The sequence below is a fragment of the Mycolicibacterium komossense genome (assembly GCF_025822605.1).
Classification (GTDB): domain Bacteria; phylum Actinomycetota; class Actinomycetes; order Mycobacteriales; family Mycobacteriaceae; genus Mycobacterium; species Mycobacterium komossense.
In genome coordinates, this window is the sequence record NZ_JACKTY010000014.1 from 232,601 (window position 1) to 257,241 (window position 24,641).

Consider the following 24,641-nt stretch of genomic DNA (forward strand, 5'->3'; position numbering starts at 1 on the left):
CCGACGGTCGCGGCGCGCCCGACGTGGGGGAGTGCGCCGGCAGTGCCCGTCGAGTCGATCGTCGATCTGTTGCTTCTGGTCGGGACGCGGCGCGAGGCGCTCGCCGCCGATGTGAGCTTCAGCATCGGAGTCACGAATGGAGTCATCACCGGTTGCGTCATCACCGGTTGCACGGCCACTCCCGACGGGAAGACGTACACGCTGATCGGTACGCCGACCAACGGCGGAAAGCTCACTCTGAACGCGGCGACCGGACAGTTCAGCTTCCTGCCCTTCACAGCGGAAGGAAGCACGAACGGACCGACAGGCACCGAGTCGTTCACGGTGCTCGTTGCCCAGCAGACGGCGTTCACTTCCTTGGTGACAAGTCTGCCCCTGGTCGGTGGCGCCATCGTCGCGCCCGTGATCGCGGCGTTACAGCTGACGCCGACCGTCAACGAGGCGCTTGCACCGTTGATCGGGACCGCTGTCATGCAGACCGTCGTGGCGAATGTGACCGAACTGCGCGGGGCCACCGCCACCCCGATCGCGTTCACCACCATGGTGACGTCGTTCGACGGCACACAGATCAGCACCAACTTCTTCCCGGCCAGCGGCGCCGTCGCCGGCGACCAGCACGACACGATTTTGTACGGCCCCGGCCTGCCGAACCCGGGTGTCACCGATCCGAGCGAGTCCCTGTTGTCGGCGTTTCGCAATGCGGGCTACAACGTGGTCACCTGGGATCCGCGCGGCGAGTTCGCTTCCGGTGGCGTATTTCAGCTGGACAATCCGCAGTTCGAAGGCCGAGACGTCTCGCAGATCATCACCTGGGTGGCGCAGCAGAGCGGGGTGAAGCTCACGCCAGGGTCGACCATCCCGAATGACCCCCAGATCGGCATGGTCGGGGTGTCGTACGGCGGCGGGATCCAGCTCGTCGCCGCTGCCGAGGACCACCGGATCGACGCGATCGCCCCGGGCTGGGCATGGAACTCGATGACGAGCTCGCTGTATCCCGAGAACGTGTTTCGCACGGCCTACGCGGTCGGTTTGCTCTTCGGGTTGATCATCACCGGGGCGAACCTGAACCCCGCGTTCACCGATGCGATCGCGACCGGTGCCCTGCTTGGCGTCCTGACACCGGAGCAGATCGCACTGCTGGCCGCCGGTGGCCCTGGCGTCGACGTCAGCAAGATCACTGCACCCACGCTGCTCATCCAGGGCATAGGTGACGTGCTGTTCCCACCGCAGCAGTCCGTCATCAACGCCGGTTACCTCACCACGCCGTCGGGACCGGGGGATCCGGTCGCGATCACCAAGTTGATCTGGTACTGCGGTGGCCACGGCGCCTGCCTGGCGGGGCAGGGCAATCCCGAGGCCGACGCCGCGTGGGTGCTCCAGGAGCAGTTGGATTGGATGAACCGGTACGTCAAGGGTGACGGCACCGTCGACCCGCATCTGTTCGAGTGGTCCGACCAGAACGGCAATTACTGGTCATCCGACACGCTGCCGTCGGACCCGGCCTTCTATAGCCCCTCGGTCATCACCAGTGAGGGGACGGGCCATGTCCTGCCGATCGTCCCGGTATTGGGCGGGTCTGGTCCCCTGAACTCGGTCTCGTGGCCGTTCTCGTTGGGGCTTGCATCGGTGGCCAGTAACGCGGTGAATATCCAGTTGACGAATCCCGTTGGCGCCGGGGGTGTTCCCGTCAATGTGGTGGGGGCGCCGACGGTGACCGTCACGTATACGGGCTGGGGCACCAGCCGCACCGTCTACGCCCAGATCGTCGACAAGAACACCGGCCTGGTGGTCGGCAATCTGGTGGCACCGCTGCCGGTCACCTTGGATGGCCAGACCCACCAGCAGACGTACACGCTCAACGACATCGCGTACACGATGTATGCCGACAGCGACCTCGAATTGCAGATCGTCGCCACGGCCACGCCGTTCCTCAACCTCACCGAATTCGGGTTCATCAACATCGGCGACGTCTCCGTGGATCTGCCCGTCGCCGCCAACGCGCAACCCCTGGCAGTGACGGTGTAGCGGGAGGCGGCAACCGCCTCAGAGGCGGCCGTCGGTCTGCAGATCGGGATGTACCCAAGACGGTGACCGGCGACCCTTGAAGGCCATAAATCCTTCCTTCGCCTCGTCGCCGCTGTAGCTGGCTTTCATCCCGATCCGGTCGAACAGGCCCAGATAGTTGTCCAGGCTCGACTTCACCACCGATCGGGCGCGGGGCGCGGTCCGGCAGCACTGGGCCAGCACTTCGCGGGCGGCATCGGCCAACTCGTCGTGGGGAACGACCCGGGCGACCATGCCCCAGTCGACGGCCTCCTGCGCGGTCAGGGTGCGTCCGGTGAACATCAGGTCGCGAGTGCGGACCGGGCCGATGATGCGCGCCAGCGTCTGCGAGTAGTAGGTGTCGGCGATCCCGCGGTAGAGCTCCGGCACCCGGAACGTCGCCCGGTCGCTGACCACCGCCATATCGCTGCACATCGCGATCTGCAGGCCGCCGCCCTGGCACAGGCCGTTGACCGCCGACACGACCGGCTTGACCGACTGACGCAGCGTCTCGAACGGGGTGACGTCCATCGACAGCGCAGGTCCGAAGGTCATCCAATCGTCCACGCCGTCCCCGCCGCCGAGGTCGCCGCCCGGTGCGAACACATCGCCGGTGCCGGTCAACAGCAGTCCCGCCAGATCGGGGTCGGAGTCGACATGGCTGACGGCGTAGCGGATCCCGAAGTACATCGCCGGAGTCAGCGCGTTGCGGGCCTGCGGCCGGTCCAGTGTGACCACCGCGAAGGGACCCTGACGGTCGAATTTCAGGAACGGGGTACCCAGCCAGTCGCCGTCGGGGGGACGCGGAGCTTCCGGTGCAGGGGTGGGTGCTGACATCGCGTCTCCTATGCCATGTGAGCGGCGCCTTGTGAGCGCCCTGACTATAACGGCAACAGTTGTGACCTCAGTCCGCAGCCAGCGCATCCTCGATCGCTTCGTCGGATGGGGCGCAGTCGCCGGCACCGGCCACCAGTGTCGCCAACGCGCCCGCCGCGCAGGCGCGGCGCAGCGCATGGTGGTGATCTGTGCTCCAGCCGGCCGCGAGTACGCCGGCGAAGACATCGCCGGCGCCGGTGGTATCGACGGCTTCGACCGCCGGTGCGGGTATTTCGGACTCGGCGCCGTCATGTAGATGGGTCGCACCCCGGGCGCCGCGGGTCGTCACCAGGTGGGGTACCGGCCAGTGCCAAACCCGACCCTCGGTCTCGTTGACGATGACCACATCCGCCACCTCGGCGAGATCGGCGAGCGCGTGCGAATCCGCGCCTGCCGGTGAGGCGTTGACCATCACGACGGCGCCCGACGACCGGGCCTGCCTGGCCGCGGCGACCGCCGCTTCGAGGGGAATCTCCAGCTGCACCAACAGCACGTCGCACTTGGCGACGATGTGCCGTAACAGCGCCGAGTCCATCGTCAGATGGGCGTTGGCGCCTGGTGCGACGACGATCGTGTTCTCGGCCCCCGCATCGACGACGATCACCGCGCTGCCGCTGGGCCCTGGCAGCGTCACCAGCCCGTCGAGCCCAACGTCGTTGGCCGCCAGGTGGGCCCGCAGCTGTGCCGCGTGCGCGTCGCCCCCGACGGCGGCCACCAGCTGCACCCGCGCACCAGCGCGCGCCGCCGCGACCGCCTGATTGCCCCCTTTGCCGCCGGGCAGCAGCTGCGCCGAGGTGGCCAGGATGGTCTCCCCAGGCTTCGGCAGGTTCGGCACGGCGTACACCGCGTCCATGTTCACGCTGCCCACGACACACACCCGAGACGTCATAGCGTGGACGTTATGGAGCAACTGGCCGCAGCACAATTCCCCGCCGGACCCGAGCGCGTTGTGCTGGACGACCTCGGCGAGCTTCGTCGCCGGGGTGGGCTCTGCTTTCGGGCGGCCAGCCCGATAAGCTGGGCCGATGTCTCTGGGAGTGTCAGCATCCCTGCAAGCGTCGTCCCTACAAGAGTCGTCCCCGGAATTGCGTGACTCTGTGCACGATGCTGCCCGGCGCGCACGGTCGGCGTCTCGTGCGTTGGCTTCGCTGACCACCACGGCCAAAGATCACGCCTTGCACGCCGCCGCGGATGCCGTCCTGGCGCACGTGCACCAGATCCTGGCTGCCAACGCCGAGGATCTCGACATCGCCCGCGAGGCGGGTACGCCTGCGGCGATGCTCGACCGGCTGGCACTGAACCCGCAACGCGTCGACGGGATCGCCGCCGGCCTGCGTCAGGTTGCCGGTTTGCCGGATCCGGTCGGTGAGGTACTGCGCGGCCGGACGCTGCCCAACGGGCTGCAGTTGCGGCAGCAGCGGGTTCCGCTCGGGGTCGTAGGGATTGTCTACGAGGGCAGGCCCAATGTCACCGTCGATGCCTTCGGCCTGACCCTGAAGTCGGGCAATGCGGTTCTGCTGCGCGGGAGTTCGTCGGCAGCGCGGTCCAACGAGGCCCTGGTGTTCGCGCTGCGCGGCGCCCTGGACGCCGAAGGTCTGCCCGCCGATGCCGTGCAACTACTCTCCAGCGTCGATCGTTCCACCGTCACGCATCTGATCCAGGCCCGCGGTCTGGTCGACGTGGTCATCCCGCGTGGGGGAGCCGGCCTGATCGACGCGGTGGTGCGCGACGCGTTGGTGCCGACCATCGAGACCGGCGTGGGGAACTGCCACGTCTACGTGCACTCGGATGCGAATCTCGATGTGGCAGAACGGATTCTGCTGAATTCCAAGACGCGGCGCCCAAGCGTCTGCAATTCCGCCGAGACCCTGCTGGTCGATCAGGCCATCGCCGCCACGGCAGTGCCGCGACTGCTCGCAGCTCTGCAGGACGCCGGGGTCACCGTGCACGTCGACCCTTCCGAGGAGGAGTTGCGTGCGGAATTCCTGTCGATGGATATCGCGCTGGCTGTCGTCGACGGACTCGACGCCGCCATCGATCATGTCAACGAGTACGGCACCGGCCACACCGAGGCCATCGTCACCACCGATCTTGCTGCGGCACAGCAGTTCACCGAGCAGGTGGACGCGGCCGCGGTGATGGTCAACGCGTCGACATCGTTCACCGACGGTGAACAGTTCGGTTTCGGCGCCGAGATCGGCATCTCCACTCAGAAGTTGCACGCCCGCGGCCCCATGGGGCTACCCGAACTGACGTCGACCAAGTGGATCGTCTGGGGCTCGCCTCTGACCGGCCACACGCGACCGGTCTAGCAGAAAGAGCTCATACGCCTTGGAGATCCCTGTAGTGCCATCGCCGTTGTTCACCGATATCGACGATGTCGCGCGTCGTCTCGCCGAGACCGGCTACCTGCCCGACACGGCTACCGCTACAGCGGTTTTCCTCGCCGACCGACTCGGGAAGCCGCTATTGGTCGAAGGCCCTGCCGGGGTGGGCAAGACCGAGCTGGCCCGGGCCGTCGCGCAGTGCACCGGAGCCGAACTGGTCCGCCTGCAGTGCTACGAAGGGGTGGACGAGGCGCGGGCGCTCTACGAGTGGAACCACGCCAAACAGATCCTCCGTATTCAATCCGGTTCCGGCGACTGGGATCAGACCAAGTCCGATGTGTTCTCCGAGGAATTCCTGCTGTCGCGGCCGTTGTTGACGGCGATCCGGCGCACCGATCCGACGGTGCTACTGATCGACGAGACCGACAAGGCCGATATCGAGATCGAGGGGCTACTCCTTGAGGTGCTCTCCGATTTCGCCGTGACTGTGCCGGAACTGGGCACCATCACAGCCACCCGCAAGCCGTTCGTCGTCTTGACCTCGAACGCCACCCGGGAGCTCTCCGAGGCGCTGAAACGTCGATGCCTGTTCTTGCACATCGACTTCCCCGACGCGGATCTGGAACGTCGCATCCTGCTGTCGCGCGTACCGGAGTTGCCCGAGAAGCTGGCCGAGGAACTGGTCCGCATCATCGGGGTGCTGCGCGGTATGCAGCTCAAGAAGGTGCCGTCGGTCGCTGAGACGATCGACTGGGGACGCACCGTGCTCGCCCTTGGTATGGACACCATCGACGACGCCACCGTGGCCGCCACACTGGGTGTGATCCTCAAACACCAGTCCGATCAGCAGCGGGCGACCAGCGAGCTCAGGCTGAACTGATGGCCGCCCGCCGCACCCGACCCGCGCAGCCCCTGGCCCCCCACGGATTGCCGGGCCACTTGGTGGGGTTCGTCGAAGGGCTACGCACGCAGGGAATTTCGGTGGGCCCCTCGGAGACCGTCGACGCGGGTCAGGTGCTGGCCGCCCTTGGTCTCGGTGACCGCGAGGTGCTCAGGGAGGGGTTGGCCTGCGCGCTGCTGCGCCGCGCCGATCACCGGGAGACCTACGACGAGATGTTCGACCTGTGGTGGCCGGCCGCACTGGGCGACCGCACCGTCCTCGACGACGACGAAGCCGGCACCTCCGACGAACCGCCGTTGCCGCAGGAAGATGTCGACGCGATGCGGGCGATGCTGCTTGACCTGCTCGCCGACAACGAAGACCTGGCCAACCTCGACGACCGGTTGATGGCGATGATCGCCCAGATCGTCGAGGCCTACGGCAGGTACAACTCCAGCCGGGGGCCGTCCTATTCGTCGTACCAGACGATGCGGGCGATGGGCCTGGACGAGCTGGAGGGCAAGCTGCTGGCCGGTCTGCTGGCCGGTTACGGTGACGATCCGACTCCGAGTCAGGAGCAGATCGCCAAAGCGCTTGCCGCCCAACGGATCGCGCAGATCCGTAAGATGGTCGAGTCGGAGACCAAGCGGCGCACCGCCGAGCAGCTGGGTCGTGACCATGTGCAGATGTACGGCATCCCGCAGCTGGCCGAGAACGTCGAATTCCTGCGGGCTTCCGGTGAACAGTTGCGCCAGATGCGTCGGGTCGTCGCACCCCTGGCGCGCACCCTGGCCACCCGGTTGGCCGCCAAGCGGCGCAGGCATCGTGCCGGGCAGATCGACCTACGCAAGACACTGCGGAAATCGATGTCGACCGGTGGGGTGCCCATCAACGTCGTCCTGGCCAAGCCGCGGCCGGCTCGGCCGGAACTGGTGGTGCTCTGCGATGTGTCCGGGTCCGTCGCCGGGTTCAGTCACTTCACCCTGCTGCTCGTGCACGCGCTGCGCCAGCAGTTCTCGCGGGTGCGGGTATTCGCCTTCATCGACACCACCGACGAGGTGACGCACCTGTTCGGGGCCGACGCTGATCTGGCGGTCGCGGTGCAGCGGATCACCAGGGAAGCCGGTGTCTACACCCGCGACGGGCACAGCGACTACGGCCACGCCTTCGTGTCCTTCCTCAACCAGTTCCCCAACGTGCTGTCCCCGCGCAGCTCGCTGCTGGTGCTCGGCGACGGGCGCAACAACTACCGCAATCCCGAGGTCGAGCTGCTCACCCAGATGGTCCGCGCCAGCAGGCACGCGCACTGGCTCAACCCGGAACCCCGGCACCTGTGGGGCAGCGGCGACTCGGCGGTCCCCAGATACGAAGGCGTCCTCCCGATTCACGAGTGCCGCTCGGCCAAACAGCTGGCCGGAGTGATCGACAAATTGCTGCCCGTCTGATTCTGATTGTCCGACTTCTCCATAATCTCTTGTGGCGCGTCCGCGCCACTGCTCTGCATCGGCGTCGGACGTTCTGATTGTCCGACTTCTCCATAATCTCTTGTGGCGCGTCCGCGCCACTGCTCTGCATCGGCGTCGGACGTGACCTGGTCTGCGGCCCGGCTCCAGTAAGCTGCCCTATCGTGCAACCGGGCAGGATCCGGCCCAGGCGACGGCTGGGCGTGATGGGTGGGACGTTCGACCCCATCCACAACGGTCACCTTGTGGCGGCCAGTGAAGTGGCCGACCGATTCGGGCTGGACGAAGTCGTGTTCGTCCCGACCGGTCAGCCCTGGCAGAAGCAGGGCCGCTACGTCACCGCCGCCGAGGATCGCTATCTGATGACGGTCATCGCGACCGCGTCCAACCCGCGGTTCTCGGTCAGCCGGGTCGACATCGACCGCGGCGGCAAGACCTACACCAAGGACACCCTGCGTGACCTGCAGGCGCTCAACCCCGACACCGATCTGTACTTCATCACCGGCGCCGATGCGCTGGCGTCGATCCTGTCCTGGCAGAACTGGGAGGACTTGTTCTCCATGGCCCGGTTCGTCGGGGTCAGCAGGCCAGGGTTCGAGCTCGACGGCGAGCACATCGCCTCGGCCATGGCCGAGCTGCCCGCCGACGCTCTGACGCTGGTGGAGATCCCGGCGTTGGCGATCTCCTCCACCGATTGCCGTCGCCGGGCCGCGGAGACGCATCCCATTTGGTACCTGGTGCCCGACGGGGTGGTGCAGTACGTGTCCAAACGGGGCCTGTACCGCGACGACGCCGCAGGTACCGCCCCCCACGGCCGCAGCTTGGCCAAGACCACGAATCAGGACATCCAGTGACCGCAACAGACGAAGCCATCACGATGGCGACGGTGGCGGCCAGGGCCGCCGCCGACAAGCTTGCCGAAGACGTCATCGTCATCGACGTCTCAGGGGAACTGGTGATCACCGACTGCTTCGTGATCGCCACCGGTGGCAACGACCGGCAGGTCAACGCGATCGTCGACGAGGTCGAGGAGAAGATGCGCGAGGCGGGTTACAAACCGGCTCGGCGCGAGGGCACCAGAGAAGGCCGCTGGGTGCTGCTGGACTACGTCGACATCGTGGTGCACATCCAGCATCGGGATGAACGTGACTTCTACGCCCTCGACCGGCTGTGGCGCGATTGCCCTCTGATCGTCGTCGATCTGGAGGCTTCCACGTGAGTGATCCGGACACCCGCGTTCGACGGTTGGTGATGCTGCGACACGGGCAGACCGAATACAACGCGGGTAGCCGGATGCAGGGTCAATTGGACACCGATCTGAGCGACCTCGGTCGCGCGCAGGCCAGTGCCGCAGCCGAGATCCTGGCCAAACGCCAGCCGCTGCTCATCGTTTCGTCAGATCTGCGGCGTGCCTACGACACCGCCGCCGCTCTGGGGGAGCGCAGCGGCCTCGCGGTCGAGGTCGACACCCGGCTGCGCGAAACCCACCTCGGCGACTGGCAGGGACTGACCCACGCCGATGTCGACGCGATCGTCCCCGGTGCGCGGCTGGCCTGGCGTGACGACGCCCGCTGGGCACCGCACGGCGGGGAGAGTCGGATCGACGTAGCGGCCCGAAGCCGGCCGCTGGTGGCCGAACTGGTCGAACGCCGACCGGAATGGGGTGTCGAAGAGCCGGATCGTCCGGTGGTGCTGGTGGCGCACGGCGGTTTGATCGCCGCGCTGACGGCTGCGCTGCTCGACATCCCGGTCGACAACTGGCCGATCCTGGGTGGGATGGGCAATGCCAGCTGGGTGCAGTTGTCCGGGCATTCCGCCGCCGCCGCCACTCTGCCCGAGGTGAAGTGGCGTCTGGACGTGTGGAACGCTTCGGCGCAGGTCGCCAACGATGTCCTCTGAGCCGGTGCCCACCGGCCGGCCGACGCTGCTGGTCTTCGCCGACTCCTTGGCCTATTACGGACCCGGCGGCGGCTTGCCGGCTGACGATCCCCGGATCTGGCCCAATATTGTTGCCGCTCAGCTCGGTTGGGACCTGGAGTTGATCGGCAGGATCGGCTGGACCTGCCGCGACGTGTGGTGGGCAGCCACCCAGGACCCACGGTCCTGGGCCGCGCTACCACGCGCGGGAGCGGTGGTGTTCGCGACCTGCGGAATGGATTCGCTGCCGTCGCCGGTGCCCACCGCGCTGCGCGAGTTGATCCGCTACGTCCGGCCGCCCTGGCTACGCCGTTGGGTTCGCGACGGGCACAGTTGGCTGCAACCCCGGTTGTCGCCGGTCGCGCGGTCCGCGCTGCCGCCGCATCTCACGGTCGAGTATCTCGAAATGACTCGCGGTGCAATCGATTTCAACCGACCTGGGATTCCGATAGTGGCGTCGTTGCCGAGCGTGCACGTCGCCGACGCGTACGGGAAAGCTCATCAAGGCCGCGCCGGTACGGTCGCGGCCATCACCGCATGGGCCGACGAGCACGAGATCCCTCTGGTCGACCTGAAGGCTGCCGTGGCCGAGCAGGTCTACGGCGAGCACGGCAATCCCGACGGAATCCACTGGAACTTCGAAGCCCATGCCGCCGTCGCCGAGTTGATGCTCGAAGCGCTGGCTCAGGCCTTCACCAAGGCAGGCTGAGCGATGGCCGTGGTGGTCGTCACCGACTCGTCGTCTCGGCTGCCGGCCGAGCTGGCCGAGCGGTGGGGTATTCGTGTTGTCCCCCTGCACATTCTGGTCGACGGCTCGGATCTGCGCGACGGCGTCGACGAGGTGCCCGACGATATCCACGAACGTGCCGCCACCACCGCGGGTGCCACCCCGACCGAGCTCTGCGCCGCCTACGAGCAAGCGCTGACAGCCAGCGGGGGTGACGGTGTGGTGGCGGTGCACATCTCGGCGGCTCTGTCCGGCACCCACGGGGCAGCACAACAAGCCGCAGACCAGCTCGGCCCCGAGGTGGTCGTGGTGGACTCGAGATCAGCAGCGATGGGCACCGGGTTCGTCGCGCTGGCCGCGGCACGGTCGGCGAGCGCCGGTGCTGATCTGGAAACCGTGGTGAGTGAAGCGCGTTCGGCTGTCGGCCGCGGTCACAGCTTCATCGTGGTGCACCGGCTCGACAATCTGCGCCGCAGCGGCCGGATCGGCCGCGGCACGTCCTGGCTCGGGAGTGCACTGTCCTTGAAACCACTGCTGCGCATCGACGATGGCAAACTCGTTCTGGCGCAACGAGTTCGCACCGCGACCAAGGCGGTGGCGGCTATGCTCGACCAGGTCGGTGAGATCGCCGGTGAACTACCGGTCCGCGTGGCGGTCCACCACGTCGCCAATCCGGCTGGTGCTATCGAGGTGGCCGACGCCATCCGGGATCGGCTGCCGAGCTGTGTCGAGCCGATCATCGTCACCGAGCTGGGCCCGGTGCTGGCCCTGCACGTCGGCGCCGGTGCCGTCGGGGTGGCTCTGGACGTAGCGGACTCCGCCTAACCGGCGAAGCGCCCCGTCACCGGCGGCAGGTCGGCAAGCGTCACGATGCCAGGTCTGGCCGCGACGACCGACGGCACCGCATTGGTGACCGGCATGGCGGTGTAGATCATGCCCAGTCCCATGAATCCGGGCTCAGTCCAGTCATTCGGCGGTAGGCAGTGCACCACGGTCCGCATATTGGGCATTCCGAAAACCTGGATGACGTGACCGTGTTCCAGCGGTTTGGGCGGGGTGACGTGATCGCCCATCGTCCAGTTGAATCCGACGCTGACGACGTTGCGGTCGCCGACCCAGCCCCGGTGGTATCCGAAGACGCTGCCGACGGTGCCGGCCGGGATCTTCATGAACCCCAGGTCACTGTCGCCGGTTGCGGCGGTGAACTGAACGTCGAACGTCAACTTGTCGAGGTTCGCCCCGATGGCGTCAGCCATCATCGCCGCCGATTCGGCGAAGACCTCGCTTTCCCGTCGCACGCTCTCGGCCAGCCCGGGGGTGTCCGGGTCCTGCCCGAAACCCATGGCCGACTGGGTATCGGCGGACTCGTAGGTCGAACAGTCCACCGACTCGGTGATCCGGATTTCGTCGACGCGCTCGCACGAGCCCGACAACACCATGCCGACCATGTTGGTCATCCCGGGGTGCGCACCATTGCCGAAAATGGTGGATTGGCCGGTCTCGCAAGCGGTCAGGATGCGCTCGCGGTCCTCGGGGGTCTGCTTTCCGCCGGTGATCCAGGCTGCACTTGAGCACACGTTGACGCCTGCGGACAGCAGCGCGACGAGCTCGTCGATACTGGGCCACAGGGGGTTGTAACAGCAGGCGTCGGCACCCAGGGCGAGTAGTGCATCGATGTCGTTGGTCGCCGTCACGCCGGTGGGCTCGGGCCAGCCGGCCAGTTCCGCGGCGTCCTTGCCGACTTTGTCGGCGCCGTGGGCGTACACCCCGACCAGTTTCATATCGGGCCGGCCGATGATGGCGTGCAGTGATCTGCGGCCGATGTTGCCGGTGGTCCACTGGATCACCTTGAGCGGGCGATCCGGGCTATCGGGGGAGGTGGCGGTCATCGACACTCCTTCGGGGGCGTGTGCAGTTCATCGGCTCACGTAGACAGTATTGCGAGTATGTACACACCCCGACTGCTCGACGTCGCCGGGGTGGCCGCAGCGGAGATGTTCAGGGGCTGGCGATGCATCAGCCCGGGCACCTGGCCGGACCGGACGACACCCGCCGCTGGGCATGGATTGCCGCCGTAGGCGACGAGATGTATGCAAGTCCGATAACGCCGTTGACCCGATGTTCGCGGCCGGCAGAATGGTTGGAGATGACGCTGTGATCAGGTGTTTTGCGTAGTAATGCCGAGATGGCAGTGGTGCAGGAAGTCAACGGTGGACGGTGCGCCGACGGTTGCGTGCAATTGTCTGAACGTCGCACTAGAGTTCGGGTCGCCAGGATCTGTCGGGGAGATTCAGGTACACGTGCGCGAGTGGCGGCTGGGCAACGCCGGTATCGGTTCGCGAATCGTGGGAATCGCGTCGCGATTCGAGCGACGCGCCTTCGGAACTCGCGGATAGATGGGAATGAATCATTGAAGCGATATGGGATGGCCCGCCGTCGCCTGGCGGCCGGTGCAGGAGCTCTCGCACTCGTTGCGATGGGTGCCCTGTCCGCCTGCGGTGGAAATTCCAGTGAATCCCCATCGACGACGACTAGTACGACGACTAGTACGACGACGACCACCGCGCCCGCAGTGTCGCCGACGGAGAAAGGCCTCGATCCCGGTGGTGGTAACAAGTTCACGCCGACGGTCAAGGCGCCGACACCGGCGACGGCCGTTCCCGGCGATCACTAGCGCCTGCACCCCGCCGGCCATCCGAGGAACCGAAAGCAGCGCGCGGCCATGACCGTGAGGCGCCGTTCGCGGCAGCGCTGTGTGGCGATCGTCTGCGCCGTGGTGTTGGCCGGTGCGCTGGTCTTCTCTGCCGATATCCGGGTCGGGGTGAGCGGCGGGGTCCAGGACCCCATCGGTGGTCCCTATGCGTTATTACTCGGCGCATCAACCGATCTCGGCCCGGCGACCGGCTCCGAGGTGCAGTTGACCGCGGCTCTGCGTGATACCGCGCGGCCCAGTGACCTGATGGTGTGGGCTCGCGGGGTGGGCCTTTCGGTGCGCTGGCGCCCCGGCGACGACTGGGCGATCGTCGAGGGCGCACCCGGTGACGTGAGCAAGGCGCTCGGTGTCGAGGTACATGACTACCGGGGACAGCAGGGCCAGGTGTTCTACGCCTCCCCGCAGCAGCCCGCCGTGCCCCCGAATCTTCACTCGGTGGTGGGGCTCGGCCGGATCATGAGTTACACGCCGCATCACATGGCGATGCCGACTATTGCGCCTCTGCCCCTTGATGTTCCGGATCAGGGCCTGGCGCCCACGGCGTTGCGCAACACATACAACGTCGCGCCGCTGACCGCAGGTGGCTACACCGGTAAGGGCACGACGATCGTCATCTTCGGTTTCGACGGTTTCGATCAGGCCGACCTCGACATGTTCGCCACCACCTTCGATCTGCCGAAGTTCATCCCGCAGGTGGTCGGGGACATGCCGACCCAGCGCAGTGGTGAGACAACGATGGATCTCGAGGTGGCCCACGCGATCGCCCCCGACGCCAAGAAAGTCTTCGTCAACGCCAGGTCCACGGTCAGCGGCGACGGGCCCTACGAGAAGATCGGCCGGCTCCTCGAATCGGTCGACGAGCAGTTCCCCGGCGCAGTGTGGAGCTTCTCGATCGGATGGGGCTGTGACAAGTTACTGACCGCCGCGGACCTGGTCCCGGTGCGCGCCGCGCTGACCACGGCGCAATCGCACGGCACCACCGCTTTCAACGCCAGCGGCGACCTGGCCGGGCTCGAATGCAAGGGCGGGCAGGACTGGTCGTCTCCGCCGTCTGATGACGATGTGGGGCTCGACGCCGTCGCGTCCGTGCCGGAGATGACCAACGTCGGCGGCACCACCTTGTCGACGAATGATCAGGGAGGATGGCTCGCCGAACAGGCCTGGTTCGACGTGCCGCTGTCACAGGGCACCGGCGGCGGGGTGTCCTCGCTGTTCGACCGGCCGCCGTGGCAGCAGGCGGTGCTGCCGGACACCAGCCCCGATCGCCGGCTGACCCCCGACGTGTCCGCTGTGGCGGACGCCTTCACCGGGGTGAAGATCGTGTTCAAACAACAGATTCTCGTCGGTGGCGGGACCTCGCAGGCGGCCCCCATCTGGGCCGGGATGACGGCGGTGATGGACCAGTACATGCTCGAAAATGGTGGCCGTCTCCTAGGTGACCTCAACCCGCTGCTCTATGCAGTCGCCGCGGGATCGAGGCTGCCGTCGTTCCGCGATGTCGTCCTCGGCGGAAATGCCGTCAGCTCAGCCGGTCCGGGTTATGACCTGGTGACCGGGCTCGGTACCCCCGACGTCGACAATCTGGCCCGGAGTCTGCTGATCACCCAGGCGGTGGCCGGGTGAGTACTGAAGACGAGTCAAGGGACGGGCAGGATCCTGAGGTGCCGGTGACGGAATGCCGCGTCTGTCAGGTTGACGTTCCCGCCGGTGAATACTGCGGGCTGTGCGGTGTTCCGCTGACCGAGCACGATCACGACGGTCCCACGTGGTTGCGCATGCGGGCGTTCGCGACGTCACCGGGTGAGAATCTGTTTCTACCGTCGATCGCGAGTTCGCTGTTCCCACATCTGCCCCAGAAGTCGCGCGCACCGTTTCGGGTGGCATTGCTCGTCGTGGTCGTCGCGCTGATCGTCTTCGCGGTGCTGCGGTTACCGGCTGCGCTGGTCGCAGTGGCCGCGCTGGGCCTGCCGTTCCTGTTCGTGCTCTACCTCCACGAAATCGACGCCCACCGCGACATCCCGCTCAACGTCCTGGTACTGACCGTGGTGCTGGGGATCGGTCTCGGCATCTGCTGGGTGTTGCTGACGGGCGCGATGGTCGCCCGTTCCTACGGTGTCCCACTCGGCAGCGGTATCGCCGCCTACCGGTTGCTACGGGAGGGGCTCGCCGTTCCGTTGGGCAGCGCGATCCTGGCGCTGACCCCCGCGGTCCTGGTCCGATTCACCCAGCCGTGCGACCGAGAGGCGTTGGACGGCTTCATGATCGGGGCGTTGGGCGCCCTGTCCTTCGGCGCCGCGGCGACTCTGACCCGACTTGCCCCGCAATTCACGACCGGCATGGTGGCCCGGGCGCGCCCGATGGAGGGGCTGTTGGTGGAGGCCGGTATCCGAGGAGTAGCCATGCCCCTGACCGCGGCAGCGGCGGGTGGACTCATCGGAGCGGCACTGTGGTTCAAGCGGCCACCGACCAAGGCCGACCAGCGTCCGGGCGTCGTGCGGGCTGTCTTGGCTTTCTTCGGGGTGGCGGTCCTGGTGGTGTACGCCTCGCTCGGGCTCATCGATGTGGCCAACATGCCGCAGCTCTTGCAGTTGGTGTTGCACCTGGTGGTTGCTGCGGTGGCGCTGCTGGCGCTGCGCATCGGCCTGCATCTTGCGCTGCTGCACGAGGTGCACGACGAGATCCATTCGGATGAGCCGATCCTGTGCCCGCACTGCGGGCACGTCGTACCCGATATGGCGTTCTGCCCGGCGTGCGGTGCCGCAACACACGCCTCGTCGCGGTCGTCGCGCGCGTTGCGCCGGAACTCACGCCCGGTGCGCACCGAGGTCGACGGTGACCACCCGTGAGCGCGCCGACGAAGTCTCGACAAGAGTTTTTTCCCGGATACGCGGTGCCGGCGGGCACCTATTCCGCGGAGGTCCCGCGAAAGCCATCGCATTTGCGGCTGGCGTTTACCTGGGGGTTGGCCATCGCGGTGGTCGCGGCGGCACTGGTCGGGTTGTCGGGGATCGTCACGAAACCGTCGGCGCGATTCATGTGCCCGCCCGACTGCGGCAGTCCGCCGACCGGCACGCCGGTGACGACAAACCCTCGCTTCACGGCAGCCGATGGCACGTTCTCCGTGTCCTATCCGGCTGCGGGTACCGCCTACACGATCACCCAGAAACCGAACGGGGTGACGGCGGAGTTCACTGCCGGCGACGGTGGGATGTTGCAGCTATTCAGTACTCCCGCGGCGGGGCGTACCCCGAAAGACATCGCGTTCAGTCTGGTCAAGCAGACCTTCCCCGACACCAAAACCGCATATCAGATCCCGAATGCGATGGTCGGCTACGTGCATGGCTACGGCGAGGCGGCGGATTACTGGCCGCAGGGGGCGAACAGCAGCTATGCGCGGATGCGGATCCTGGTCATGGTTGCGGTGAAGAATGATCTCGCTCTGGTGGCCGCAGCAGTGGGCCCCTACCACGAATTCGGCCCAGACTTCGGGCCGGGACCGCCGTCGGGGGCGAACCTGCAGATCGCTCAGGACATGGGCAAGTACGTGAACAGTTTCAGCTGGCAGGGCGATCCGCCGCGCTAGCCGCTCACTAGGGCCGAGCTGCGACCGATGCAGAGCGAGGCACGAGCGATGAGGAGGAGCCGCTCATTAGGGCCGAGCTGCGACCGATGCAGAGCGAGGCACGAGCGATGAGGAGGAGCCGCTCAATAGGGCCGAGCTGCGACTACTGGCTGTTGACGATCGCGGTGCTGCGTTGGGGCACCTGGACCTGGCCGGGGTTGTTCACCCACTGCGAGAGGCAGCCGGGGATGTTGCGGCAGGCCACGACTGCACCCGCGCTGGGGGCCGCCCCGATGGCTGCGGGCGGCTGTACCGCCAGGTCGCAGTTGGTCGTGTACGCGCCGAGTCCCTGCAGGCCCACCGGTACGCCGCCACAGTCGGCGAGCGGAACGGGAGCGGAACCGACCGACGGGCCGGACATCAGCATCACGGCCGGTGCCGCCAGCGTTGCCACGGCGAAGCCGCCCGCAGTGAGGTACCGCCGCAGGGACTGTCCACGAAAAGCCATCATCACGCCCATCCATCTGATAAAAACCCGACCGCAAAGAGAGTACCCCCGTGATGCCCGTCGCGGGCCAGGAGTGTTGCCGCCGTTGCTACCCGAGTTCGACGGTGACGTCGCCGCCGGCCGGATCCGCGCCCGCGACCAGGCTCCATGGCGCCCGGTAGATGCGACCCGGCGCGGCGGGCCACGGCGTCCGCTTCGCGCCGATCGTCCGACCGCCCTGCACGGCTCGCAGCCGCGGTGCCCGATGGTATTCGTCGGTCCACAGCAATAGGTCGCCGCGCGGTGAGGCACCGCCCGCCGGATCGATCAGCTGCGGAGTGACCCACCGGAACGGAGCGGCGGCCCGCACGCGAATGCCGCGCGCACCGCGGCCCCCGTCCTGGCCGCTGAGCAACCAGTCCCGGACTCGGGGTGCGACGTGTCGGCCGTCGAGGGCTGCGCCGTCGGCGGTGTCGACGGGGTGGAGCAGGTTGCCGACGGCGAACACGCCGGCCTTCGTGGTGTGCAGGCCGGCGTCGACGAGCGGTCCGCGAGTGCCGGGATCCATGGCCAGGCCAGCGGTGCGGGCCAGCTCGTGGTCGGGGATCCAGTCTCCGGTGGTGATGACGGTGTCGCAGGCGATGGTGGATCGTGTTCCGGTATCCAGATTTTCGACGGTTACCGACTTGACCCGATGCTTACCGGCGATCCCGACCAGGCGGGTCCGGGTCAGCACGGGGCCACTCATCAAGAATCGCCCCGGGATCCGGAACGCCGCATAGGCCTCCGAGCGGGGATAGGAACTGGTCATCGCGACGGTCGCGCAGCCGGCTTCGCGCAGTGTCATCACCGCCGACCAGCTGACCAGCTCTGCACCGACGACGACGGCGCGACGGCCGATCTCGGCATGGTGCAGGTGCACCAGGTTCTGCAGCTGACCGGTGGTGTACACACCGTCGGGGCGGTCACCGGGAATCAGCCGTGCCGGCCGTGGCCGTTCGCGCGCGCCGGTGGCGAGCACGACGGCATCGGCCTGCAGCAGCCGTCGGCCCCGCGGCGAGGAGATCTGCAGTCCGCGTTCACCGGACCAGCCCGTGACCATCGCCTCGGTTTCCAGCTGTGCGCCGGCATCCCGGGCGGTATCGGTGAGACGCCGGGCGTAGGCAGGTCCGCTGATGAAGCGTTTCAGGTCGCGAATCCCGTAACCGGGGTGGTCACTGTGGCGGGGGATTCCGCCGGTTTCGACTTCGCGTTCGATGACGAGCACCTCACCGTCGATCAGTGGGGCGAGGGCGGCGGCTGCGGTCAATCCGGCTGGGCCACCACCGACAACGGCGACGGCAACCTTCTGAATGGTGTTGTCCTGGTGAGTCACTGGACCACCTCACAGTCCATCAGCGCCTTGGCGTTGGCGCCGCAATAGAACCCTTGGCATCGGCCGTTCATGACGCGGGTGCGGCGCCGTAGCCCGTCGAGGTTGCTCGGGGGGATGGGAGAGGTGAACGTGTCGCGGATCTCCCCGGCGCTGACGCGTTCGCAGAAGCAGACGATGCGGCCGTACTCCGGGTCGGCGACGATCCGGTCGGCGTCCTGGTAGGGCCGGGTGAACGCCTCGCCGAGGTTGGGCATCTGCGGTGCCGGAGGCAGATCCGCGCGAGGAGTGAGATCCAGGTTGGTGTCGGCCAACAGGCCCATCACGTGTTCGGCGATGGCCATCCCCGCGGTCAGGCCGGTGGAGCGGATGCCGCCAACCAGGACGTAGCGCTGCGCGGTGTCCACATCGATCAGGTAGTCCCCATGGTCGATCGCGGCCCGCAGGCCGGCGTACGACGCAGTGATCTCCTCGTCGAACAGGGTGGGCATCAGCGCGCGGCCCTTGCCGACCAGGAACTCGAACCCTTCCTCGGAAGTCCCGGTGGCACTGCGGTCCTGGAGATCCTCCGAGGTCGGTCCGACCATCACATTGCCGTAGATGGTCGGGCTGATGAGCACGCCTTTGCCGCGCGAGGACGGCACGGCCAACACGATGCACGGCACCATCGGGCGAGTCAGTTTGTCGAAGACGAACAGCTCGCCGCGCCGCGGGGTGACGGTGAACCGCTGGTAACCGAATTTGTGGTCGAGGTGGTCGGCGCCGAGGCCGGCGGCATTGATGATCCAGCGACCGTGGATGTCACCGTCGGCGGTAACCACGGTGGTGTAGTCCGGGTGTGGGCGGACGCCGGTCACGGTCGCGCCGCGGCGAAGCGAAGCGCCGCGCTGCACTGCCTCGGTGGCCAGTGCCAGGTTGGTGGTCCAGGTGCAGATGATCGCCTCGCCGGGCACGGTCAGACCTGCCAGAGCACCGTCCCCGAGTTCGGGGACACGGTGGTAGACCTCGGCGGCGTCGACGATCTCGCAGGCGTGATAGCCGTTGCGTTCGGCCTTGTCCTTGAGGCCGGGCAACGCGTCGACCTCCTCGTCGGTCCAAGCGACCAGGAGCGCGCCCGTCCGCTCGACAGGTATACCGGTCTGCGCGGCGTAGTCGCCGAGCAGCTGGTATCCGCGGGCGACCAAGCGGGACTCCAAAGTCCCTGGGGAAGCGTCGAATCCGGTGTGTAACAGCGCAGTGTTGGCCTTGCTGGTGCCGTCGCCGACGTCGTCGCGGCCCTCGATCAGGGTCACGGTCAGGCCGGTGCCGGCCAGGTCGCGAGCGATCGCCGAACCGACGATTCCCGCACCGATGACGACGACATCACAGATGTCGACGGGGTCAGAGGATGAACTCATGGGGTGTCCTTCGTGCTGAGCGCGTTCTGGGCTGCCTGTGTCCAGCGGGCCAGGTGGTCGGCGGCGCGGTCATCGGACCAGACGGGCTCATAGGTGTGTTGTGGTGTCCAGGTGCCGACCACGTCCGCGGGTCGCAACGTCGGGTCGAGCGCGAGTTGCGCACACGCGGCCGCGCCGAGCGGTGTTGCGTGGGCCGATGGATAGATCTCGACGGGGATGCGGGCGAGGTCCGCCTGGGCCTGCATGAGGACAGCGGAGCGGGTGAGCCCGCCGTCGACGCGCAGCCGGGTCAAGGGTTGTCCGAGGTCCTGGGCAACCAGCCCGGCCAGGCAGGCGACTTGTGCCGCAACGCCTTCCAGTACCGCGCGGACCAGGTGCCCACGTTCACTGCTGAGTGTCATGCCGGTGAACGAGGCGGTGGCCTGGGCATCCCACCATGGCGCGGCCAGGCCGGCAAGTGCGGGCACACAGAGCACTCCTTCGCTGGAGTCGCCCGCCGAGGCGGCTACGGCGTCCACCTGGTCCGCGGCGGGCACCAGGCCGAGGTCGATCGCCCAGCGCACCGCAGACGCCGCGGTGTACACCTGACCATCGGCACAGTAGGAAGTGTCGTCGCGCAATGTCCACGCCACCGACGTGGTCAGCCCGGCGCCGGACCGCGCGGCGTTCCCACCGAGTTGGGCCAGCAGGAACGCGCCGGTGCCGAAGGTGCATTTCGCGGCTCCGGGTTCCAGGCAGCTCTCGGCGAGCAGTGCAGCCTGCTGGTCGACGATCAGTCCCGCGACCGGCAGGTCTTTCGGCCCGAAAGCATCTGTCACACCGACGATCTGGTCGCAGGGCACCAGCTCGGGAAACTGCTCACCGGTCAGGCCGAACAACTCGATGAGGCTGGGATTCCAGGTGGCCGTATCCAGGTCGAGCAGCAGCGAGCGGCTGGCGGTCGTCGTATCGGTGACAAACGCCCCGCACATGCGGTGGATCAGCCAGGTGTCGGTGGTCGTGACGACACCGTCGCGGGTCAGGTTCGCCCTGATCCAGGCCATCTTCGGCGCGGAGAAGTACGGGTCGAGTACCAAACCGGTTGTGGCAGCTACGGTCTGGGCCGAGCCGGCGAGCGCCGTGCAGATCGATTCTGCACGGCGGTCCTGCCAGACGATCGCGGGGGTGAGCGGCCGTCCGGTGCCGTGATCCCAGGCCAGCACGGTCTCGCCCTGGTTGGCCAGTGCCACGGCGGCGACAGGAACACCCGCTTCGCGCAGGGCGCGCCGGCCGGCTTCGACGACGGAAGCCCAGAGGGCCTCGGGGTCCTGCTCGACGCCGCCGCCCGGCAGGTACTTGGGCCGCAGGCTGGTCTCGGCGATCGAGACCACCTGCCCGCCGTCGTCGACGACGATCGCCTTGGTACCCGAGGTGCCCTGGTCAATGGCCAATACGTGGGTCATGGCCTCCCACTGCCCGCTTCCTGGTCGAGTACCGCGTCGATCGAATGCTGATCAGGCATGGCCAATCCGTCACGGCCGCGTCGCGCCAGAAGATAACCCAGGTAGCACGCGCCGATCACGACCATCACGATGACATAGAGCCAGGCGTCCTTGAAGCTGGCATCCCGGAACAGGGCCAGCTCGAAAACCAGCCAGACGACGGCGACTGCGACTATCGGTTTCTCCCATGCGCCGAGGTCGAACTTTCCGTTGACGGGCAGGTCCCGACGCTTGAGCAGGTACATGACCACCGTCGCGGCGTAGATGATCGCGGGCAGCAGGGTGGCCGCACCGAACAGGGTGAACAGCGCGGTCTCCGACTGGGAGAAGATCGCGAGAATCAGTTCGGCGAGGATGACGAACAGCATCGTCGCCTTGAACGGGGTGTGGAAGCGTGGCGAGATTTGAGCCCACTGCTGCCAACCGGGGAAGCGTTCGTCGCGAGACATGGCCCACGTCAGGCGAATTCCGGTCATCATGATGACCAAGCCGCAGGCGAAGATGGCGATCACGACCATCAGCAGCAGCAGGGTGGCGACCGTGGAACCGAGCGTGTGTTTGATGACGTCGGCGATCGGCGTGCCGGACTCGGCCAGTGCCACCGGGTCGCCCGCTGCCAGCGTGACGGCGATCAGGAAGATGAAACCCAAGACGCCGGAGGCGAGCACGGCCTGGCACATGGCACGAGGAACCACCCGCTCCGGGTCGTTGGTTTCTTCGGCCAGGTTGGCGGCTGACTCGAATCCGACGATGGTGAACGCACCGAGCAGGAAGCCCAGCATCCACGGGCCGGCCGAAGTCAGGTCGCCGAAACTCCAGAACCCCTCTGCCGCAACGGCTCCCTTGCTGAACAGGTTGCTGGCGTCCATATCGCCGCGCACGGCAGCGACGATCAGCAGCAGCACCGTGAGGGCGACCATGCCGATCAGCTCCAGGGTTACCGCGCCGTTGTTGAAACGCTGGCTCCACTTGGTCGAGAGCGCGAGCAGTGTGGCCTGCGCCACCAGTACCAGTGCCGTCACCGCCCAGGTGACAGTGCTCGTGCCCTCGTAGTTCAGCAGGACCGGCAGGACGGTGGAGGCGATCGTGTAGTCGACCGCCACCACCACGATGGCCAGGAATGTGAACGAGATCCAGCCGATGATCCAGCCGAGAATCGGGTTGGCCAACCGTGACATCCACTGATACGCGTAGCCGGTCACCGGGATCCGCGAGGCGATGGTGCCGAGCACGAATGCCACCGCGAGCTGACCGACAACTGCGATCGGCCATGTCCAGATACCAACTGGGCCAGACGAATTCAGCACCGCACCGTAGGTGGTGAAGATACCCGTCGCAATCGAGACGAATGCGAAGGCCACCGCGAAGGACGCGAATTTGCCGGTGTGTCGCTCCATGGACTGCTGGTAACCGAACTGCGCGAGTTCGGCTGCGTCACCTCCGGTGCCGGCGATCGGTTTCGGTTCTGGCATGAGTGGTTCCTCCAGTTGGTATAGACCATGCGGTTAAGCCAAAGTATTGGTGTGACGTACCGCACTGTCAAGCCGGGAAATGAACTGTTAACAACGCGGCGGCCAGATCCGCTTGTCACGCTCCTCAACCGCCTCGTTCCTCGGCGGCATCGATCGGCTCGACGGCCCGGCTGGTTCCGCGCCCGACGGGTGCTGGTTACGCTCGTCTCATGCCGCCGACGATGAGTGGGAGGCGCCAGCCCACGGCGCCGCGCTATATCGCCATCGCCGAGGCCGTGCGCGACCGCATCGTCACTGACCAGCTGGGACCGCACACCCTGCTGCCCTCGGAGCGAGAGCTCGCCGAGCAACACGCGGTCAGCCGGATGACGGCCAGGCAGGCGCTGACTCTGCTGGAAAGCGAGGGTGTGGTCTACCGTCGCCCTCCACGCGGCACCTTCGTCGCCGAGCCGCGGGTGCGGTTTCACGTCGGCAGCTTCTCCGAAGAGGTTTCCCGGCTGGGTTTGCGCCCCGCTGCCCGACTGTTGTGGGCCGAGCGCCAACAGCCCAGCCCGTCGGTGCGCGGTGCACTGGGCCTGGACGACGCTGCGGCAGTGCATGTGTTCCACCGGTTGCGCACTGTCGACGATGTCCCGTTCGCCCTCGAGACGACGTATCTCCCCGCCGAGCTCACCCCCGGGATACTCGACGGCCCGGACGAGGGGTCGCTGTGGGCGCAGCTTCGCGACCGGTACGGCATCACGTTGACCCGGTCCACCGCGGTGCTGGAGTCGATCGTCCTCGATGACGCGACGAGCGCCCAACTGAATCTTCGGCCCGGTTCCGCGGGCACCCTACTGACTCGGCGTACCCTCGACGACTCCGGGCGCTGTATCGAATATGCGCGCGACATCTACCGGGCGGACCGTACCTCCTTCGAAGTGTCCGAAAACCTCGTCTAGCATCCGGGTTTTCCACAGTCGCGAATTCATCCACAGCGCAGGTGGTTTCGCGGGTGTGTGCGCCGGAGACGGTGGCGGGCGCTCCTACGGTGGGGCCATGCGAACAGAACTGCCCGCGGCCCGGTTGCATCGCCGGCTCGGGGCGGCGCGGGACGCCGCTTCTGACGTCGATTCAACCGCCGACGATCCCATCGCCGACACCGGCGATGACGCGGGGGGCGCCGACGGTGACGCGAGGGCACTGCTACCTCGTTGGCTGCCCGACAGCGCGGCGACGGGCGGTGGCCGCAACTGGGTGGCGACGGTGCGGGCCGACCCGGGGCGCGCCGGTGCCGTCGCGTTGGGGGTGGTGGCTGCACTCGCGATTCTCGTGACCGTGTTCACGCTGATCCGTGACGATCCCGCACCGGTCGTCTCGGCGAAGTTGCCGCCGGTGGAGATGGTGTCCTCGGCGAGTCCGCGACCCAGTGCCAACCCGGGCCCGCTGCCGGATCAACCCGTGGTGGTCAGCGTCGTCGGGTTGGTGGCCACGCCCGGCCTGGTGACGCTCGCGCCCGGGGCGCGGGTCGCCGACGCGGTGTCCGCGGCCGGCGGAGTGCTCGGTGGCGCGGACACCATCGGGCTCAACATGGCCCGCCATCTCGCCGACGGGGAACAAGTAGTGGTTGGACTCGCTCCGACGCCGGGCGAGCCTGCGGCGCTGGGCAGTTCGGTGACGGCGGGGGAGGTCGGCGACCCCGCGTCGGGTGGCGCCGCACCGTCCACCGATACGACGGCCCTCGGTCGGCCGATCGACCTCAATTCGGCCACGGTCGAGCAGCTGGACACGTTACCCGGGGTCGGGCCGGTCACCGCTGCCGCGATCGTGGCGTGGCGAGAAGCGAACGGATCCTTCACCAGCGTCGAACAACTCGGAGACGTCGACGGGATCGGCCCGGCCCGGCTCGCCAAACTGCGCGACCTGGTGCGTGTCTGAGATTGTC

Annotated in this window: 24 protein-coding genes; 16 read left to right on the forward strand and 8 right to left on the reverse strand. The window is 67.2% G+C overall.

Annotated elements, in window-relative coordinates; translation table 11 throughout:
* Positions 1-42: 42 nt before the first annotated feature.
* Positions 43-2,025 (forward strand): CocE/NonD family hydrolase, encoded by a 1,983-nt coding sequence (locus H7J73_RS05555; RefSeq protein WP_264066250.1) that lies wholly within the window; start codon positions 43-45, stop codon positions 2,023-2,025.
* An 18-nt stretch (positions 2,026-2,043) separates the two neighbouring features.
* On the opposite strand, the gene H7J73_RS05560 is transcribed toward H7J73_RS05555, so the two are convergent.
* Both H7J73_RS05560 and H7J73_RS05565 read right to left on the reverse strand, forming a co-directional pair.
* Positions 2,044-2,880, reverse strand: coding sequence for an enoyl-CoA hydratase/isomerase family protein (locus tag H7J73_RS05560; RefSeq protein WP_264066251.1), 837 nt, complete (start codon positions 2,878-2,880; stop codon positions 2,044-2,046).
* A 67-nt stretch (positions 2,881-2,947) separates the two neighbouring features.
* Positions 2,948-3,808 (reverse strand): ribokinase, encoded by an 861-nt coding sequence (locus H7J73_RS05565; RefSeq protein WP_264066252.1) that lies wholly within the window; start codon positions 3,806-3,808, stop codon positions 2,948-2,950.
* Positions 3,809-3,944: 136 nt separating this feature from the next.
* Here H7J73_RS05565 and H7J73_RS05570 point away from each other — a divergent pair, with 136 nt between their 5' ends.
* From H7J73_RS05570 to H7J73_RS05605, 8 genes are all read left to right on the forward strand, one after another.
* A complete protein-coding gene (locus tag H7J73_RS05570) occupies positions 3,945-5,231 on the forward strand; it encodes a glutamate-5-semialdehyde dehydrogenase (protein WP_264066253.1) in 1,287 nt (428 codons plus the stop codon).
* A 19-nt stretch (positions 5,232-5,250) separates the two neighbouring features.
* Positions 5,251-6,126, forward strand: coding sequence for an AAA family ATPase (locus tag H7J73_RS05575; RefSeq protein ID WP_264066254.1), 876 nt, complete (start codon positions 5,251-5,253; stop codon positions 6,124-6,126).
* A complete protein-coding gene (locus H7J73_RS05580; protein ID WP_264066255.1) occupies positions 6,126-7,571 on the forward strand; it encodes a vWA domain-containing protein in 1,446 nt (481 codons plus the stop codon). The genes H7J73_RS05575 and H7J73_RS05580 overlap by 1 nt, the downstream gene beginning before the upstream one ends.
* 197 nt (positions 7,572-7,768) lie before the next feature.
* Positions 7,769-8,443, forward strand: a complete 675-nt coding sequence (gene nadD, locus H7J73_RS05585) for a nicotinate-nucleotide adenylyltransferase (RefSeq protein WP_435405429.1) — start codon at positions 7,769-7,771, stop codon at positions 8,441-8,443.
* Positions 8,440-8,808 (forward strand): ribosome silencing factor, encoded by a 369-nt coding sequence (rsfS, locus tag H7J73_RS05590; protein ID WP_264066258.1) that lies wholly within the window; start codon positions 8,440-8,442, stop codon positions 8,806-8,808. Before nadD ends, rsfS begins: the two co-directional genes overlap by 4 nt.
* A gap of 32 nt (positions 8,809-8,840) precedes the next feature.
* Positions 8,841-9,488, forward strand: a complete 648-nt coding sequence (gene gpgP / locus H7J73_RS05595) for a glucosyl-3-phosphoglycerate phosphatase (RefSeq protein WP_264066350.1) — start codon at positions 8,841-8,843, stop codon at positions 9,486-9,488.
* A complete protein-coding gene (octT, locus tag H7J73_RS05600) occupies positions 9,478-10,215 on the forward strand; it encodes a diglucosylglycerate octanoyltransferase (protein WP_264066259.1) in 738 nt (245 codons plus the stop codon). Before gpgP ends, octT begins: the two co-directional genes overlap by 11 nt.
* A gap of 3 nt (positions 10,216-10,218) precedes the next feature.
* Positions 10,219-11,058, forward strand: coding sequence for a DegV family protein (locus tag H7J73_RS05605; RefSeq protein WP_264066260.1), 840 nt, complete (start codon positions 10,219-10,221; stop codon positions 11,056-11,058).
* On the opposite strand, the gene H7J73_RS05610 is transcribed toward H7J73_RS05605, so the two are convergent.
* A complete protein-coding gene (locus H7J73_RS05610) occupies positions 11,055-12,122 on the reverse strand; it encodes an NAD(P)H-dependent amine dehydrogenase family protein (RefSeq protein ID WP_264066261.1) in 1,068 nt (355 codons plus the stop codon). The genes H7J73_RS05605 and H7J73_RS05610 overlap by 4 nt on opposite strands.
* A gap of 57 nt (positions 12,123-12,179) precedes the next feature.
* Here H7J73_RS05610 and H7J73_RS05615 point away from each other — a divergent pair, with 57 nt between their 5' ends.
* The 5 genes from H7J73_RS05615 to H7J73_RS05635 all read left to right on the forward strand — a co-directional run bounded on the left by H7J73_RS05615 (position 12,180) and on the right by H7J73_RS05635 (position 16,529).
* Positions 12,180-12,311, forward strand: a complete 132-nt coding sequence (locus tag H7J73_RS05615) for a hypothetical protein (RefSeq protein WP_264066262.1) — start codon at positions 12,180-12,182, stop codon at positions 12,309-12,311.
* A 347-nt stretch (positions 12,312-12,658) separates the two neighbouring features.
* Positions 12,659-12,907, forward strand: a complete 249-nt coding sequence (locus H7J73_RS05620; RefSeq protein WP_264066263.1) for a hypothetical protein — start codon at positions 12,659-12,661, stop codon at positions 12,905-12,907.
* A gap of 48 nt (positions 12,908-12,955) precedes the next feature.
* Complete coding sequence (locus tag H7J73_RS05625; protein WP_264066264.1) at positions 12,956-14,569, forward strand: S53 family peptidase; 1,614 nt, start codon at positions 12,956-12,958, stop codon at positions 14,567-14,569.
* Positions 14,566-15,792 carry a zinc ribbon domain-containing protein gene (locus H7J73_RS05630; protein WP_264066265.1) on the forward strand — a complete coding sequence of 409 codons (1,227 nt, stop codon included), beginning with the start codon at positions 14,566-14,568 and terminating at the stop codon, positions 15,790-15,792. Before H7J73_RS05625 ends, H7J73_RS05630 begins: the two co-directional genes overlap by 4 nt.
* Positions 15,789-16,529 (forward strand): hypothetical protein, encoded by a 741-nt coding sequence (locus H7J73_RS05635; RefSeq protein ID WP_264066266.1) that lies wholly within the window; start codon positions 15,789-15,791, stop codon positions 16,527-16,529. The genes H7J73_RS05630 and H7J73_RS05635 overlap by 4 nt, the downstream gene beginning before the upstream one ends.
* A gap of 142 nt (positions 16,530-16,671) precedes the next feature.
* Here the strand turns inward: H7J73_RS05635 and H7J73_RS05640 are convergent, their stop codons facing one another.
* From H7J73_RS05640 to H7J73_RS05660, 5 genes are all read right to left on the reverse strand, one after another.
* The gene (locus H7J73_RS05640) at positions 16,672-17,019 is read right to left on the reverse strand and encodes a hypothetical protein (protein ID WP_264066267.1); all 348 of its coding nucleotides are present in this window, start codon (positions 17,017-17,019) and stop codon (positions 16,672-16,674) included.
* Positions 17,020-17,104: 85 nt separating this feature from the next.
* Positions 17,105-18,349, reverse strand: a complete 1,245-nt coding sequence (locus H7J73_RS05645; RefSeq protein WP_264066351.1) for an NAD(P)/FAD-dependent oxidoreductase — start codon at positions 18,347-18,349, stop codon at positions 17,105-17,107.
* A 17-nt stretch (positions 18,350-18,366) separates the two neighbouring features.
* Positions 18,367-19,764, reverse strand: coding sequence for an NAD(P)/FAD-dependent oxidoreductase (locus tag H7J73_RS05650; RefSeq protein ID WP_264066268.1), 1,398 nt, complete (start codon positions 19,762-19,764; stop codon positions 18,367-18,369).
* A complete protein-coding gene (locus H7J73_RS05655; RefSeq protein WP_264066269.1) occupies positions 19,761-21,206 on the reverse strand; it encodes an FGGY family carbohydrate kinase in 1,446 nt (481 codons plus the stop codon). Before H7J73_RS05655 ends, H7J73_RS05650 begins: the two co-directional genes overlap by 4 nt.
* Positions 21,203-22,717, reverse strand: coding sequence for an amino acid permease (locus H7J73_RS05660; RefSeq protein ID WP_264066270.1), 1,515 nt, complete (start codon positions 22,715-22,717; stop codon positions 21,203-21,205). Before H7J73_RS05660 ends, H7J73_RS05655 begins: the two co-directional genes overlap by 4 nt.
* A 209-nt stretch (positions 22,718-22,926) precedes the next feature.
* On the opposite strand from H7J73_RS05660, the gene H7J73_RS05665 reads away from it, so the two are divergent.
* Together H7J73_RS05665 and H7J73_RS05670 are read left to right on the forward strand one after the other, a co-directional pair.
* The gene (locus H7J73_RS05665) at positions 22,927-23,658 is read left to right on the forward strand and encodes a GntR family transcriptional regulator (protein ID WP_264066271.1); all 732 of its coding nucleotides are present in this window, start codon (positions 22,927-22,929) and stop codon (positions 23,656-23,658) included.
* Between the two features lie 97 nt (positions 23,659-23,755).
* Positions 23,756-24,634 carry a ComEA family DNA-binding protein gene (locus H7J73_RS05670; RefSeq protein ID WP_264066272.1) on the forward strand — a complete coding sequence of 293 codons (879 nt, stop codon included), beginning with the start codon at positions 23,756-23,758 and terminating at the stop codon, positions 24,632-24,634.
* Positions 24,635-24,641: the final 7 nt, after the last annotated feature.